The sequence below is a fragment of the Aerococcus sanguinicola genome, from assembly GCF_008726925.1.
Classification (GTDB): Bacteria; Bacillota; Bacilli; order Lactobacillales; family Aerococcaceae; genus Aerococcus.
In genome coordinates, this window is sequence record NZ_VYWO01000005.1 from 13,768 (window position 1) to 28,572 (window position 14,805).

At 50.0% G+C, this 14,805-nt stretch carries 12 protein-coding genes, 1 tRNA gene and 1 pseudogene; 2 read left to right on the forward strand and 12 right to left on the reverse strand.

All coding sequences use genetic code 11. The annotated features are described in order from the left end of the window. Nucleotides 1-163: 163 nt before the first annotated feature. Together sdaAA and sdaAB are read left to right on the forward strand one after the other, a co-directional pair. Nucleotides 164-1,057 (forward strand): annotated as a pseudogene (gene sdaAA / locus F6I03_RS09860) (L-serine ammonia-lyase, iron-sulfur-dependent, subunit alpha); the annotation flags it as partial. Next, on the forward strand, nt 1,058-1,741 hold the full coding sequence (gene sdaAB, locus F6I03_RS09865; protein ID WP_224788509.1) for an L-serine ammonia-lyase, iron-sulfur-dependent subunit beta: 684 nt from the start codon (nt 1,058-1,060) through the stop codon (nt 1,739-1,741). 535 nt (nt 1,742-2,276) lie between these two features. Here the strand turns inward: sdaAB and F6I03_RS07555 are convergent. From F6I03_RS07555 to fabV, 12 genes are all read right to left on the reverse strand, one after another. Continuing rightward, nucleotides 2,277-2,357, reverse strand: a tRNA-Leu gene (locus F6I03_RS07555). A 460-nt stretch (nt 2,358-2,817) separates the two neighbouring features. Further along, nucleotides 2,818-3,747, reverse strand: coding sequence for a neutral zinc metallopeptidase (locus F6I03_RS07560; protein ID WP_070430023.1), 930 nt, complete (start codon nt 3,745-3,747; stop codon nt 2,818-2,820). A gap of 88 nt (nt 3,748-3,835) precedes the next feature. Beyond that, nucleotides 3,836-4,885 carry a uroporphyrinogen decarboxylase family protein gene (locus tag F6I03_RS07565; RefSeq protein WP_083290462.1) on the reverse strand — a complete coding sequence of 350 codons (1,050 nt, stop codon included), beginning with the start codon at nt 4,883-4,885 and terminating at the stop codon, nt 3,836-3,838. Continuing rightward, nucleotides 4,886-5,770, reverse strand: a complete 885-nt coding sequence (locus F6I03_RS07570; protein WP_070430022.1) for a uroporphyrinogen decarboxylase family protein — start codon at nt 5,768-5,770, stop codon at nt 4,886-4,888. Further along, on the reverse strand, nt 5,761-6,819 hold the full coding sequence (locus F6I03_RS07575) for a uroporphyrinogen decarboxylase family protein (RefSeq protein ID WP_070430021.1): 1,059 nt from the start codon (nt 6,817-6,819) through the stop codon (nt 5,761-5,763). Before F6I03_RS07575 ends, F6I03_RS07570 begins: the two co-directional genes overlap by 10 nt. A 12-nt stretch (nt 6,820-6,831) precedes the next feature. Continuing rightward, a complete protein-coding gene (locus F6I03_RS07580) occupies nt 6,832-8,619 on the reverse strand; it encodes an ASKHA domain-containing protein (protein WP_070430020.1) in 1,788 nt (595 codons plus the stop codon). A 1-nt stretch (nt 8,620) separates the two neighbouring features. Next, nucleotides 8,621-9,295 carry a B12-binding domain-containing protein gene (locus F6I03_RS07585; protein WP_070430019.1) on the reverse strand — a complete coding sequence of 225 codons (675 nt, stop codon included), beginning with the start codon at nt 9,293-9,295 and terminating at the stop codon, nt 8,621-8,623. Nucleotides 9,296-9,443: 148 nt separating this feature from the next. After that, nucleotides 9,444-10,346: a diacylglycerol/lipid kinase family protein gene (locus tag F6I03_RS07590; protein ID WP_070430018.1), complete on the reverse strand. Its 903-nt coding sequence runs from the start codon at nt 10,344-10,346 to the stop codon at nt 9,444-9,446. 139 nt (nt 10,347-10,485) lie between these two features. Beyond that, complete coding sequence (gene folP / locus F6I03_RS07595) at nt 10,486-11,469, reverse strand: dihydropteroate synthase (RefSeq protein ID WP_070430017.1); 984 nt, start codon at nt 11,467-11,469, stop codon at nt 10,486-10,488. A 24-nt stretch (nt 11,470-11,493) separates the two neighbouring features. Next, complete coding sequence (locus F6I03_RS07600; RefSeq protein ID WP_070430016.1) at nt 11,494-12,027, reverse strand: SixA phosphatase family protein; 534 nt, start codon at nt 12,025-12,027, stop codon at nt 11,494-11,496. 251 nt (nt 12,028-12,278) lie between these two features. Further along, on the reverse strand, nt 12,279-13,478 hold the full coding sequence (locus F6I03_RS07605) for a coenzyme F420-0:L-glutamate ligase (protein WP_070430015.1): 1,200 nt from the start codon (nt 13,476-13,478) through the stop codon (nt 12,279-12,281). Between the two features lie 97 nt (nt 13,479-13,575). Next, entirely contained in the window at nt 13,576-14,778 is a 1,203-nt protein-coding gene (gene fabV / locus F6I03_RS07610; protein WP_191622031.1) for an enoyl-ACP reductase FabV, read from the reverse strand. Between the last annotated feature and the right edge of the window lie 27 nt (nt 14,779-14,805).

Consider the following 14,805-nt stretch of genomic DNA (forward strand, 5'->3'; position numbering starts at 1 on the left):
GATATCTTTTCAGAATCTGCTGAATTTGATTAGAAAACAGTGGCCTAGTCCTAAATTCTTTAACACTTATCAAAATCATAGGGGGAATTGACTGACAACGCTTTCAGTTTGTATTATAATAAGTCTGAGTTTGTATTATTATTTCACCGAAGGAGGCTCATTAATGTCTTTTACTAATTTAAAAGAATTAATTGAAACAGCAACAGAAGAAAATAAAAAAATCTACCAACTGATGCTTGAAACTGAATCTGAATACCAAAAGAAAAGCATTGAAGACCTGCGTCAAGCCATGGCCGACCAGTTTGATGTCATGGTAGAATCGGTGCGCAAGGGGACTAAAGAAGCCGCTATGTCTCAAACCGGCATCACTGGCGGTGACGGTCACCGTCTCTATGAATATGTCCACGATGCTGGCATGGATTCCTTAGTTAATCCAGATACCCTTGAAGTCGCTGCCAATGCCATGGCCGTTAACGAAGTCAATGCAGCCATGGGACGCATTGTTGCTACCCCAACAGCTGGTTCTGCCGGTATCCTACCTGCTGTAATTACTCACATGTACGACACAGGTAAGTATGATAAAGAAGAACTAGTGAGCGCCATGTTCACTTCCTCTGCCCTAGGCCTAACGATTGCTAACCAAGCATGTATCGCTGGGGCTGAAGGGGGCTGCCAGGCAGAAATTGGTTCTGCCACTGCTATGGCCGCTGGTGCCCTCGTCGAGCTCAAAGGTGGGACACCTGACCAAGTGGGCCATGCCCTAGGTTTAGCTCTAAAGAACTCTTTAGGTTTGGTTTGCGACCCAGTAGCTGGGCTAGTGGAAGTCCCTTGCATCATCCGTAACGGCCTCCATGCTATCACTGCCTTGGCTGCTGCCGATATGGCCCTAGCAGGGGTGAAGAGTGTTATCCCAGCCGACGAAGTAATTGGTGCCATGTACGACATTGGTAAGGAAATGCCAGCTTCCCTCCGTGAAACAGGGATTGGTGGCTTAGCAGGAACACCAACTGGTAAGTCCATCAAGGAAGAAGTCTTTGGCTCTCGCGGTGAACTTGAAATGAACACCAAGACCGCTAATTACAAGTCAGCCTATGACATCATTGGTCCAGTGATGGTTGGTCCATCGTCCTCCCACACAGCCGGTGCCGCCCGGATTGGGAACCTGGCCCGTCAACTTCTGGGAGAAGAACCAGAAGAAGTTGTCTTCAGCCTAATGGACTCCTTCGCCAAAACCTACCAAGGTCATGGTACAGACCGGGCCTTAATCGGTGGTGTACTCGGTTACGAGACCTTTGATCCAAATATTGCGGATGCTGAAGAAATGGCCGAAAAAGCTGGCCTCAAATACCATTTCCTTGAAGCTGATTTCGGTAACTACCACCCCAACACTGTCCTCGTTGACCTCTGGGGAGCTAATAACTATATCAGCGTGATTGCCAGCTCCATCGGCGGGGGTAAGATTGAAGCCCAAAAAATTGGCGAATACGACATTAAATTCTCCGGCGAACGGCCTACTCTCTTTGTTTACCACAAAGATAAAGTGGGAGTCATTGCCCAATTAACCGATTACCTGGCAGACCATGGTTTCAACATTTCCTTTATGATGAACCAACGTCAAAAGATTAACGGACCAGCGATTTCTGTCTTTGAAGTCGACACTGAAGTTTCCGATGAAGTTCTTGCTGACCTACGTGAAGAATTCTCTTATATTGAAAAACTTCAATACGTTAACGTTAATTAGATAAGAGACTAAGCTGAGTCGAAAGGCTCAGCTTTTTTTATGTCTAAATTAAATTTATCAAAAGAAAAAGCCACGGCAGAACCGTAGCTTCATATCTATTAGGAGGAGGGGTTAATACAATCCCTCCTCAACTCTTGCGGGGGCTTTATCCCTCAAGCTTTATAGTGGAGGAAGTGTTTTGAGGATTTATTTACTATATCCAGCCCAACAATAATAAAAGAGCCTCAACTGAGGCTCTCCTATCTCTTATTTGGGAGCTAAGCGTTCTAAGCGCTCTTGCTCTCACCCTATAGTCGGGTTCACAAGAGCAGGCTTGAAGTGATTTCAGCTCATCGAAACACCTGACTGCCGTCAGCCTTATTCGATGAGCCTCCAATCATTCAAGCCTAACCGCTCTTGCTCTCACCCTGTTTAGTCGGGTTCGGTCTGGCAGCTTTCCTGTCACTTCACAAGTCTCCGCCGCAGTCCTGTAGACTGCTCTGGTGGCTTGCTCCAGTGAAGGAAAGCTAAGCGCCAACCCTCTTACCCTATTTTATGCAGAAGATGGGAGTCGAACCCACACGTCGTTAGACACTGCCGCCTGAAGACAGCGCGTCTGCCATTCCGCCACTTCTGCTGAATATGCGCTAGCTGGCCTTGCCATCTAGCAACTCTTTTATTGTACGCCTTTTTTGCCAAGCCTGCAAGGGGTTGGCGTAATTTTCTTAGAAAAAAAGAGGCTGGAACAAAAGTCCCGGCCTCTATATAGAATACGAACTTTTCTTTAAAAACGTGCTCCAAAAGTCAGCACTGACATCCACTTCGTACAGGGTGTGAGCAAAGGCGTCCAAAAAGGGATGACTGGAGGCAAAGAGGATAAGAGCGGCTTTAGCCGATCGTTCCACTTTGCTGAAGTCATTCCCTTTTTGCCTTTGTGAACCCAACTACGAATTATGGAAGATCCTTTGACAAGGTTCTTCCATAATTCGCGGACAGTTGCTATAGCTGTTCGAAGCGTAGCGAGTTACAGATATAGTATGCGCTAGCTGATTCAGGGCTAACCGACTTTTGTCACACTCTCATTCTTTCCTTGAATTCTATTTTTCAAAATCGAGATAGGTATTGAAGGTGTCCCCATGGTCGAGGTCCCCATATTTGTAGCCACGCTCAAACCAGGCTTGGCGCTGTTGGGCTGACCCGTGGGTGAAACTATCTGGAACCACTTGTCCGTAGGCCGCTTCCTGGAGGGTATCGTCCCCAACGGCATTGGCTGCTTGGAGAGCTTCTTGGATATCCCCTGCTTCTAGTAGGCCTTGGTTCTCAGCATAATGGGCCCAAACCCCCGCTAAGTAATCGGCCTGGAGTTCCAAGCGGACAGAAAGCTGCTTGCTTTCTTTTTCCCCGGCGGACTGGACAGCTCTTTGGTATTGGTCCATAATCCCTAGTTCATTCTGGATATGGTGGCCCACCTCATGGGCGAGGACATAGGCCATAGCGAAGTCGCCAGGTGCCTGGTAGCGGTCCTTCAATTCGCGGTAGAAGGAGAGGTCAATATAAACCGACTGGTCGCCGGGGCAGTAGAAGGGCCCAGCCTGTGCTGAACCGAAGCCACAGCCGCCCGTTTGGACCTGGTCGGTATAGAGGACGAGGGTAGCTGGATCGTAAGACTGGCCTTGCTCTTCGAAGAGACCAGACCAGAAGTCTTCTGTCGATCCCAAGACAGCGGATAGGAAGTCCTTCTCTTCACTCGAAGCCTTCGTTTGGCTTGTCTCTACCTGCTGGCTAGTCTGGGCTTCTTGGCTAGCCCCCTCTTGGCCTCCTAACCCGCCACCTAAGAAGCTTCCGCCGCCGAATAACATCATCAAAATGATAATAATCAGCAGCCACTTGCCCCCACCTCGTCTGGAGAGGAGGAGCATGCCTAGTAAACCGCCTAAGCCACTACCACCCGACCTCGATGGCCGGCCCATCCTCTGCCCTCTTCGGTCGTCCACATTCTTACTGCGTCGTAAATCATCCCATTTCATCAGCAATCCCCCATCTCTTTTAGCTTAAGTTATCAGCCTGTATTTTACCCTTATTATAGCACGAATGAAGTCTAAAAAAGACTCTGAACTATGCTTGGTCGCGGCTATACTTCCTGGCAGCCTCCATATAGGCGTAGATATTCTCTTCAGGTGTATGGTAAGGGACACTGCAGCCTGGGCCTAGGAGATAACCCCCTGGATGGTCCCCAGCTTGACGATAGGCCTGGGCGACCTGGTCTTCCATGTCCTCGGGTTGGCCTTGCAAGAAATAAGTGACGGGATCAATATTACCAATTAAGCCACAATCTGGGCCTAGACCTTGCTTAGCTGCTGAGAGGTCAACCGTTTGGTCAGCGCTGAAATAGTCAATTCCCGTTGCTGCAATATAAGGCAAGCTCTTCGTACAATCCCCACAGATATGGAGGGTCACTGTCTTTCCGTAGTGATGAATCCGGTCTACCAATTCCTGAGTATAAGGTTGGCAAAATTTTTGGTATTGCTTGGGGCTGAGGAGAGAGCCTGATGCTACTGGGTCTGTTAAAGAAAAGCCAGTGAGAGGATTCGCCGCAAAGTCGTCAATGATCTGCAAGAGCGCATCGGTCGCAAAGCGTAACAGTTGGTGGACCTGGTCAGCTTGCTTGCGGGTGGCACGCAGGAGCTGTTCGGGGGGGTAGAGGCTAGCCGCACTGGTGATGGGGCCTGTGAGTTCATAGTCAATCCGATAGCCTGGGCCTAATTGCTTCTGGATCATTTCGATGGCCTGGTAGTGTTTTTGTTGGTTGGGATCATTGTGAAGGCGGAGGCGCTGGGCGTCTAACTGGTCAATTCTAGCCAGATCTTCCAAAGCATAGGACACGATGGCATCTGAACTATCTTCAGAGGCCTTAAACTGACTCCCCAAAGCGCGACCCATGCCATAGAGGCCGAAGTTCACCGAATAATTGTCTGGCGCAAATTTCTCTGCTACCGTAATTTCTTTGTGGGCAATATTCTCTGCTGTCAATTCGGATTCCCGGTAGGTCATCCCAGCTAGCTTGGCCCCTACCGTCCCGTGGAAGAGCATAATGGGGCGGCGGTCTACTGCCTGCCCCGCATGGTAGGCTTGTAAGCGGTCAGCAGATGTCATACTTTCTATCATTCAAATCACCTTTCTTTCAGTCCTGTTGATGTGTACGGGATAAATACCTTGCTGGCGATTCCCAGTTAACAGACGCAGATCAGATCCCCCCTGGGTAAAAAGCAGCTGGGGAAAGTCATGCCCCGGAGCTAGCGGCTTGCCAATGGCCAACCAGCCCAAAGTTTGCAGAGCTCGGGCTAAGGCTAGCGATATATAGAGGCTGGCCCCCTCAGCTTCAAGTAAAGGGTAGAGGCCCTGGATCAAGTCTAGCTGGAAACAAGCTGCCACTTGGTCATAATGGCGGGGGCCCAGGAGTTGGCGGTCCCCGGTCGGATCAGCTAAGGCTAAGACCCTTGCCCCTTGGCTTAGCGCGGCCTGCCCTAAATTCACTAAGTTGCTGACGATCGTCTGCATCAAGTCCTGGTAGGCCGCCTGCTGCCGCCGCGACAAGGTCAAGAGCGCCCTAAAATCATAGAGTAAATCAGCTAGAGTAAAAGGTCCCGTTAGGTTAAAACAAACCGCTTCCCCTTCCTGGCTGAGTCGCTTGCAGGCTGCTAAACTAGCCGCTAGAGCATTGTCGGTTAGAGGCATTTGTCCCAGGGGAATTTGCTTTAAATCACGCTTGCTGGTCGCATCAATGCGGTCCCCCAGATAACGGTCATGGTAGACGCGCAGGCCGTAAGCTTCGGCTTCCAAGGAATGGTTGAGCGGGAGCAGGCAGTAATTTTGGTGGTAATGTTGGCGGTAGGCTCGGACCAAAGCCGCTAGACAGGAGGGCCAATGGTTGATCGTATCTAAATTTGTAATCTTAGCCCCTAAGACAGCCACCGGGAGAGGGCGGGCACAATCCAAGCTGTGGGCTGGATCATAAACTTGGTCTTTAAAGAAGGCCATAGCTAAGCCCAAGTCTGAGCTGCTTTTTGGGCGCAGCTTCGCGCCGTTTCCATAAAGGCTTCCACATTAGCAACTGGCGTATCCACGGGCAACTGACAGCCCGAGCGAATAATGAAGCCTCTGGGATTATCTCCTGCCTTCGCATAAGAGTCTACCACTGCCTGGCTCACTTCTTCAGGACTGCCTTGTAGAAAGATACGCACAGGGTCCACATTCCCCATCAAGGCAAGGTCCTGGCCAATTTTTTCTTTAGCCAAACTTAGGTCAACGGTCTGGTCCAGGCTAATCATATCTACCCCTGTTTCCGCAATGGCTTCGAGGTGGTGGCTGATATCGCCACAGATATGCATGCCCACACACCGGTCATAGCTTTTGATACAATCGACCATTTCCTTGGTATAGGGCAGGACGAATTCACGATATTGCTTGGGGCTAATCAAGGCCCCCGATGCCACGGGATCATAGATAAAGAAATTGATTTCAGGCATCTGAGCGGCCCGTTGGATAATCGCCTGAACCTGGTCTGTCACAAAACGCAAGAGCCGGTGGAGGCCCTCCTTGTCCTTGCGCGTCGCCCGCAACATCTTCTCCGCAGGGTAAATCCCAGAAGCCAGCGTAAAAGGGGCTGAAATGCAATAAGTCGGATGGAGTGCAGAGCCCACCGCCGTCTCAATCTTTTCTAAGGCCTCGAGATTGATGCGTTGGGCAATGTCCCGGTCGAAGCTGGTCGCTTCTGCACTCAGTTGGTCCACTTGGTCGAGTTTCTTTAGGGCATGGTCCGCAATCGATGGGGCGGATTCCCGTGGGCTTTTGATTTTGCTCCGGTGACGGATGGCAAAGTTAACCGAGGTATAGCTCACGGAGAGGGCATCCAAAGCCAATTCGCGGTAGATGGTAAGCTCACGTTGGGCTAATTTGTCAGCCGTATTAAAGCTTTCCCGGTAATTCATGCCAGCCAATTTAGCGGCAAAGCCTGCATGGCAGAGGGTGATAGGCAGACGGTCGAGGCTTTGTCTCTGTTTGAGCGCCTGCCAACGTTGGTTTGCTGTCATTTCTTTCATAAAAAATCTCCTCTACTTTCTTTTTATTCTTGGAAAAAGTGATGCTCGCGCAAATACCCGGTCATAGTTATCGAGGCGAGATAATTCGATATAATCAATTGCATGGGCGAGGTCTTCTAAGCCTTGAGCGGCCTGACGATCCATTAGGTGGAGGTAGGCGCCACTATGGGAACTGTTCCCGATATAGGACAAGCGCCCGGCAAAGGCTTGAGGCAGGAGGCCTGTCGCCAATAAACTCGCTTCCGCAAGGTGGCGGCCAAATTGCCCTGCCACAAGGACTTGGTCAACCTCTTGGGGCTCTAGCTGACTGGCTTCTAGGAGGACTTCAATCCCTGAGCGAATAGCCCCCTTAGCCAGCTGGACCTGGCGGATATCATGCTGGGTCAAGCGAATTTGGTCCGTGATGGCCAGGTAACGCTTGCCTTGGGTATCCACTTTAAGATAAGGGCGCCGGCAGTCATCAGGGGCTAGAGCGTCAGGGTCCACGATACGACCGCGGTAGTTAATGAGTTCAGCCCGCAGTGCCTCGCGAATAATTGCCAAGACACCACTCCCGCATATCCCTTGAGCTGGTCCCTCACCAATCACTTGGAGCTCGAACTGGCCTTCCTTCCACTGGCATTCTTCAATAGCACCGTTCGCTGCCTTCATCCCTGAGGAAATCATCATTCCTTCCAGGGCTGGGCCTGCCGCACAGGAACAAGACACATAGGCCTCTCCATCCTGGAGAACCATTTCTCCATTCGTTCCGATATCAATTAAGAGTCGGCGACCTCCTTTTTGGCTGAGACCGGCGGCATAAGCCCCTGCCACCACGTCCGAGCCAATATAGGCAGACACAGCGGGTAGGGTCATGACTTGGGCTGAAGGCGGTAATTTGCGCAGGCCAAATGCCTGGGCCGAAAGCTTCTGCCCTGAGCGAAAGATGGGCAAATAAGGGGACTGGCCGAGTAAGCTGGGATCAATTCCCAGGGCGAGGTGGGTCATCACCGTATTGCCGGCTAGGCTCAGGCCATAAATTGATTTAGCTTGGCAAGCCGCCGCTTGGCTGAGGTCCTCAATTAAGTCCTGGATGGCTCGTCGGATAGCTTGTTGGAGCCGTTTAAGCCCTCTTTCGCCTTCCTTCATCACGTAAGAAATCCGACTCAGTACGTCAGCACCCTGCTGGATCTGGGGATTGAGGGCCGTTGCTTGGCTAACTTCTTCGCCTGTCTCCAGATTAACTAGACTAGCGGCCAGGGTAGTCGTCCCAATATCTACGGCCAGGCCATAAATGCTCGGGTCTTCCGGCTGGACCTCTAAAGCCAAGAGCTGCTTATCACAAATAACAGCCCGATAGCTTTGTTGGCGCTGAATGGGCAAGCCTCGCCAAACTTGGGCAGGGAAGGGATCCACTCCCAATTCTTCAGCCAGTGAACTGTCGAGGTCCCTTGCTTCCTCTAGTCGCTTACGCTCTAAGCTAACAGTCGCTTGGCGCCAACGTTTGGGACCATGGAGCGCTGGACGGTCACCGCTTACTAAGATACGGTGGCCCTTCTCTAAATTGAGGAAGGCTAAGCTCAAGTCCGTTTGGGGACGAGCCTGGCAGGCCAATGGAAAGCTTGCATCCTGACTCCCCTGGTAGCTATCTAGCGAAACTTCTCCTGCTAGGCACTTAAAGCGGCACTTGCCACAAGTTCCTTGGCCCCCACAATCCCCCGGCACAGGTAGACCGGCATCGACCAAACAATCGTAGAGGGTTTGTCCTGATGAAGGGTCGTAATCGATCACTTGGTCAAAGCCTTGAACTTGAATCTTCATTCTAGCTTTCCCCCTCGTCCTCACTTTCACCCACTAAACGTTTGGCCAAGGCGACGGCTTCAATGGCATCTTCAGAATAGCCGTCAGCCCCAATCTCATCACAATAATATTGAGAAACGGCCCCTCCACCAATCATTACCTTGAAGCGGTCACGAATTCCACGTTCTTCTAAACGTTCAATTAGGGTCTTCATTCCCGTCATCGTTGTCGTCATCAGAGCAGAGAGCCCAATCAATTCCGCTTCTTCCTCTAAAGCGCGGTCAATAAAATCATCTAGGGGCACATCGCGTCCCAAGTCGATCACCTCAAAGCCACCGACCTCGAGCATCACCTTGACGAGATTCTTCCCAATGTCATGGGTATCTCCTTCGACCGTTCCCAGAACAATCTTATGGCGCTGGTCCGCTTCTTCCTTACGTTCGAGCAAGAGGGGCTTAAAGACCGCCATGGCTTCATTCAAAGCATCCGAACAGATCAAGACATCCGTCACATAATACTCTTCCTCAGCAAAAAGCACCCCCGCCCGGCTCATCCCATCGACTAAGCCCTCCATAATGGCATCTTGAACGTCATAACCGGCTTGGACATATTCCTCAGCTGTCTCCACAATCTCTTCATCTTCCATCTCAAAGACCATATCGGACAGTTCTTGGATTAATTCTTCCTTAGACCGCATACGAATTCCCCCTTCATTTCATCTTCTCTACTATAACACGTTATCGCTTTCACTTGTATGCTTTTTCAATATTATATAAACCATTTCTCTCCCTAAAAATAAAAAAGACCAGCCTTCTGTGACTGATCTTCTCAACTAAAGGATGGCGCTAATCTTCCATCGCTTCGGGAACATAGAACTGGATATGTTGGGGGAGCACCTTCAGCTGTGCCGGCAATTTAGGCCCCATATCCCCATCCAGGTCCAGCTGGATTTCATCCTCGTCCGGACAAGTAATTGATAACTCTTGGCAGGTAAAGGCTGTGATATTCTCATTCTCATTCAACTGCCCAAAGACCATATCCTTGAGCGCTGAGAGCTTAGCCCCCAAGCCTTCGTCCGTCACAACCACCACATCGAACTTGCCATCTTGCAGGCTGATCTTCTTATTTGAGAAGCGTAAATTTCCGACTTGGTTGGTCAAGAGGACAAAGACGTGGCTAGCTTTGCCGTGGAAAGATTCGCTATCGGATTCAATATGGAGTTCTTGGACTTGGTCATTGGGGAGGGCTTTCACGATATTCTTTGCATAGGCCAGAGTCCCCAAGCGTTCCTTCTCTTCCGAACTGGTAGAAGTGGTGGCATCAATCATCTCACCAAAGCAAGCATAATAGCTAAAATAATTATCATTGCACTTGCCAATATCAACCGCTCGCACTTCTTCTAAGTTAATCTGCTCGATACTCTCTTCGATATCATTGGACATATTGAAGAGCTGGGCATAGGTATTATTGGTGCCTCCGGGCAAAAAGCCCATCTTGGGGCGGTGGTCTTGTTCCGCAATTCCATTGACTACTTCATTGATGGTTCCATCGCCACCGATCACATAGACACTATCATAGCCTTCCTCACAGGCCTGGCGAGCAAAGGCGGTGGCATCCCCATCTCCTTCAGTTTCTTTAAGGTCGACTTGATCAAAGTGAGGGGCCAACTTCTCTTCTAATTGTTGGGCATAAGTAGTCCCTTGGTTATCCCCTGATGTTGGATTCACAATAATCATCAAGTTCTTCATTTCTGTCTTCCTTCCTTATTATTCATTATTATTAGCCTTATTATCGCCTGTTTCAATCAAAAAAGCCAGGGCAAAGCCCTAACTAAGCCTTAAGATTTAGCAAAGAAAAAGGACAAGTTTTAACTCGTCCTTAGTCGGCTTAATCTTTATTGCTATAGGCACCAAAATTGACATCTTCCATCTGGTCAGCCAAACGAACGGCATCACCAATCCGGCAGGCTATCCGATGGTGGACCATGGTGTGGACGCGGACGACCTCGATCCCCTGGCGGGCCGCAATAGTAGACAGAGCAGCTGATGCTTCATCCCGATTTTCGAAGCCTTCCTCGGTTGTTACGTCCACATTATAACCCGCTTCTTCTACCATGTTCTGGATGAAACGCTTGCGGGATACCCCAAGGAAGACCCAGTAGCCCTTGTCATGGAGACAGGACATTTTTTGAATCAAGCTGAGATTTTCCCGTTTGGTCAAACCAAAGCCAATACCTGGATCTAACATGATGCGGTCATCTTCAATGCCTGCTGCATGCGCGCGTTCCAGACTCTTGTCCAAGTAAGCCAGCATCAGTTCTTCAATTGGCATCTCCTTAAAGGCCGCCTTCTCTTCTGCTGTAAAGACAGTCTGATCACCGAACTCTGGAAATTTCTGTGAGCCCGGATGGTCTGGGCGGGCGGTCACTGGATTAAACATCAGAATTGCCCCGGCCTTAGACTGGCCCACCACTTCAGCCATGCGCGGATCACCTAGGAAGCCGGTGATATCATTAATGATATCAATTCCCGCTTCAATCGCAGCTTCTGCCACGTCTGCCTTCCAAGTATCCAAGGAAAGCGGAACATCCGTCACTTCTTTGAGAGCTCGAATAACAGGCACCACCCGGTTGATCTCTTCTTCAACTGGGACATAGCTAGAACCCGGTCGGGTCGATTCTCCACCGATATCAATCATACCAGCCCCAGCTTGGATTAATTTTTGGGCTTGGGCGAGTGCCTTATCGACACTGTTGTATTGGCCCCCATCTGAGAAAGAGTCCGGCGTGACATTGACAATGCCACATAAGATGGTCGGTTCATGGTCATTACTTAGGGTCTTATCATGGTAGCGAAAATATGATGGTCGCATGGGTGATCCTCCTCTTTTATGAAATTAATGGGCTTTGAGATATTTAATGAGACGTCCCTTACCTTCATTATCGATGGCAATTAGTGCCGCGTCTCCCTTATCAAAAGCCCGGTATTGCCCCGCAAAATGGCGGAGCCAAGTCCCGGCATAGGGCTCATGCCCCACCACTACGAGAACCTGTCCCTTTTGCAGGCGTTCCTGGATGGCTTCTTCACCCCCCAGGTCCGAGGCCTCGGCAATCTCTAAATGAGCATTTGGGGAGAGGGCAGCTTGGAAGGCTTCAGCCGTTTCCCGGGCCCGGCTAAGCGGAGAGGATAAGATCTGAAGGTCTAGCTGGTCCAACTTGTCTTCAAATTCTTGGTAGCGGTCCTGTAAGTAAGCCGCTTCCCCTGCCAACAAGCGTGGATTGCCAGGATTCTCCCCATAATCAGGGCGACCATGGCGAATAATGAGCAGGTAACTAGCAGGCTCCCGGCTTGCCTTGTGAGAAGACTCAGCTACCGTCTCTTGCTTAGCTTCAGGATTTAATAAAGATTTCATCGAATCAAAAAATGACATGGCTTAGCTCCTTTAGTTGGGTTCGAGGATGCAGAAAGGGCTCCTCTTAGCAAAAGTCCGTTGAAGGCTTGCAGCCTTCTCTGGCCTTTTACTCCAGGGGTCCCTTTCTCCCGCTAGCCCTCTCACACCCTTTTATAGTCGGGTTCAGGCTAGCAGAAATAGCTCCTCTTCACAAAGATCCGCCGAAGACTTTTAGTCTTCTCTGGTTCTTTGCTCCAGAGGTCTATTTCTCCCGCTAGCCCTCACACCCTTTAGTCTGAGTAGTTGTCGAAGTATCCTTGGATGTAGATGAAGGGGGTGCCTTTGTCGCCGCTGCCGCTGGTGAGGTCGGCGAGGGAGCCGACGAGGTCAGTGATTTGGCGTGGGGTGGTTCCGACCGAGCTATGGTGGGTGTCCCCTTCGTTTTCTTCGTGTTTCTTAATGTGTTCACGCATTGCGTCTTCGAGGTCTTGGCCACTGAGCTCGCTAAATTGGTTGTCGGCCAAGTATTTCAATTTCATTTCATGAGGCGTTCCCGCTAAGCCATCGGTATAGCCAGGAGATACAACAGGGTCAGCTAATTCCCAGATGTGCCCTACTGGATCCTTGAAGGCGCCATCGCCGTAAACCATCACTTCAATCGTGTGACCAGTTTCTTCAGCAATCATTGCTTGGAGGTCGCGAACGAAGGTCATGGCATCACGGGGGAAGAGTTTGAGAGTATTTTCACCTGAGAGGTTCGCGCCCAGTAGGCCAAACTCTTCATTATACCTTTCTCCCTCATTCGGTGCTTGGGTCAGAATATTATCAAGGCTCAGGACCACCCCTTGGCTATCGGCCTTCTTCAACTCGCGTTTGAGACGGTCGCGACTGTGCGTCGTGCAGACCAAGACATCCTGGCTATAATCAAGGATGGTTTCCACCCGGTTGGAGAAGATAATCTCACATTCTGCTCCTTCACTCTCCACACAGTCCTTATAGAGGGCCACATAATTTTGCCCTGTGAAAGGATGCTTGGGTTGGCCAAAAGTTTGGATGAATTCTTCCTCAGTCAATTTGGTCGACCAAGGATTAATGTCAGCTTCTTCTAAGGCCTGATCAGAAATCAATGCATTGCCCACTTCATCGCGGGGATAGGCGAATTGGATGACAACTTTAGACTTAGCCCGAGCGATGGCTTGAAGAATAGGATAGAAACGGTTGCGGCTGGTTATGGGGAAAACAATCCCAATCGTATCGGAAGCAAATTTCTCGTTAAGATCTTGGGCGACCGCATCCAGGCTCACAAAGTTCCCTTGGGCCCGAGCCAAGATCGATTCTGTTACCGCAATAATATCCTTGTCTTGAATGTTAAATCCTTCTTGGTCTGCTGCATGGACCAGGGTTGATTTCACAATTTGGGCAAGGTCATCGCCTTCCTTAATAATCGGTGCACGTAAACCCCGAACGACAGTACCTAGCAGTCTTGACATCTTCATCATCCTTTTATCAGTCTATTTTATCAAAAATCATACGTCTTCATAATAGCATGTTTTGCCCTTGAGGTGGAGGCCTATTTCAAAAAAAGTTCTAGGGTTCGAGAGCTTTCAAAGTCTCCAGGCTAAGATCTTCTTGATCCTCAGCACCGTCCACATCGAAGCCGTTCAAATTCAGAAATTCATGCCATAAGAGGTCATAGGCCGTCAAGTCCGTCTTGAAATTATCTGGCCGAATCTGCTTAATCAGTGCTTCGGTTTGGGCTTGGACCTCGGGATCCAATTCCCAGCGGTCCGGCCGCAAGCGGCCTTGGTCATCATATTCCGGTTGGTCCCCATAAAGCATATCACGGTAAATCCGATCTTGGTGCATAATTGGCGTCTCATGGCTGCCACGCTCAGCCATCACCTTGTAGAGGGCAATGCAATAAATAGGGAAGAAGGGGATAACGGCACTGGCCTTGGTGGTGACAGCCGTTGCCACAACAACCTGGGCCTTGCCTCCTAAGTCTTCTAATTCTTGATCAATCCACTGAGCCTTCTCGTCACAGTCTGCCTTGGCCCGGCCCAGGGTCCCATCCCGGTAATAGGACCGGTTGAGTTCGCTCCCTAAATAGGAATAGATAACCGTTTGGACCCCTTGGGCTAAGACGCCCGCTTCTTTAAGCAGCTTGATCCAAGCATACCAATCCTCGCCTCCCATGACTTTGACCGTTGCTTCAATTTCTTCTTCACTAGCAGGCTCGAGCACTTCTTGGTAGAGTTCTTCCTTCTGTAGATTAATGGTCGGACCAACCACTTCTTGCCCGATGGATTTAATGGCCGAATGATAAGTTTCGCCTGTTTCAGGATCCGTCCGACGTCCAGTCGCTAAGCTATAGACCACTAAATCAACGGCCCCGCCAAATTCTTCCTTGATGTAACGAATGACCTCATCCTTTAATTCCTGGCTAAAAGCGTCACCCACGAAATTCTTCGCTACTAGGCCTTCTTTTTCTGCTGCTTGGCGGAAGAAGATATTATTGTACCAGCCTGGCGTGCCCAAGTTCTTCTCTGAACGAGGTCCCTTGTCATAAGACACCCCAATAGTATCTGCCCCTGCCCCAAAAGCAGTGCTGATCCGTGTGGCCAAGCCATAGCTAGAAGAAGCCCCTAGGACGAGCACTTTCTTAGGCCCTTCATAGTGCCCCTGGCGCTTAACATAGTCGATTTGGTTCTGGATTTCCTGCTTGAGTCCCATGGGGTTTAGGGTCATCAAGACATTGCCTCGTAGGATGGGTTTACTTTCAATGGTCATCTCATCACTCCTGATATTATTTTTCTA

Excerpts from the sequence above, each read along its gene's own strand:
- sdaAB (WP_224788509.1), top strand. The coding sequence starts at position 1,058 with ATGAACACCAAGACCGCTAATTACAAGTCAGCCTATGACATCATTGGT.
- F6I03_RS07560 (WP_070430023.1), bottom strand. The coding sequence starts at position 3,747 with ATGAAATGGGATGATTTACGACGCAGTAAGAATGTGGACGACCGAAGA.
- F6I03_RS07565 (WP_083290462.1), bottom strand. The coding sequence starts at position 4,885 with ATGATAGAAAGTATGACATCTGCTGACCGCTTACAAGCCTACCATGCG.
- F6I03_RS07575 (WP_070430021.1), bottom strand. The coding sequence starts at position 6,819 with ATGAAAGAAATGACAGCAAACCAACGTTGGCAGGCGCTCAAACAGAGA.
- F6I03_RS07580 (WP_070430020.1), bottom strand. The coding sequence starts at position 8,619 with ATGAAGATTCAAGTTCAAGGCTTTGACCAAGTGATCGATTACGACCCT.
- F6I03_RS07585 (WP_070430019.1), bottom strand. The coding sequence starts at position 9,295 with ATGCGGTCTAAGGAAGAATTAATCCAAGAACTGTCCGATATGGTCTTT.
- F6I03_RS07590 (WP_070430018.1), bottom strand. The coding sequence starts at position 10,346 with ATGAAGAACTTGATGATTATTGTGAATCCAACATCAGGGGATAACCAA.
- folP (WP_070430017.1), bottom strand. The coding sequence starts at position 11,469 with ATGCGACCATCATATTTTCGCTACCATGATAAGACCCTAAGTAATGAC.
- F6I03_RS07600 (WP_070430016.1), bottom strand. The coding sequence starts at position 12,027 with ATGTCATTTTTTGATTCGATGAAATCTTTATTAAATCCTGAAGCTAAG.
- F6I03_RS07605 (WP_070430015.1), bottom strand. The coding sequence starts at position 13,478 with ATGTCAAGACTGCTAGGTACTGTCGTTCGGGGTTTACGTGCACCGATT.
- fabV (WP_191622031.1), bottom strand. The coding sequence starts at position 14,778 with ATGACCATTGAAAGTAAACCCATCCTACGAGGCAATGTCTTGATGACC.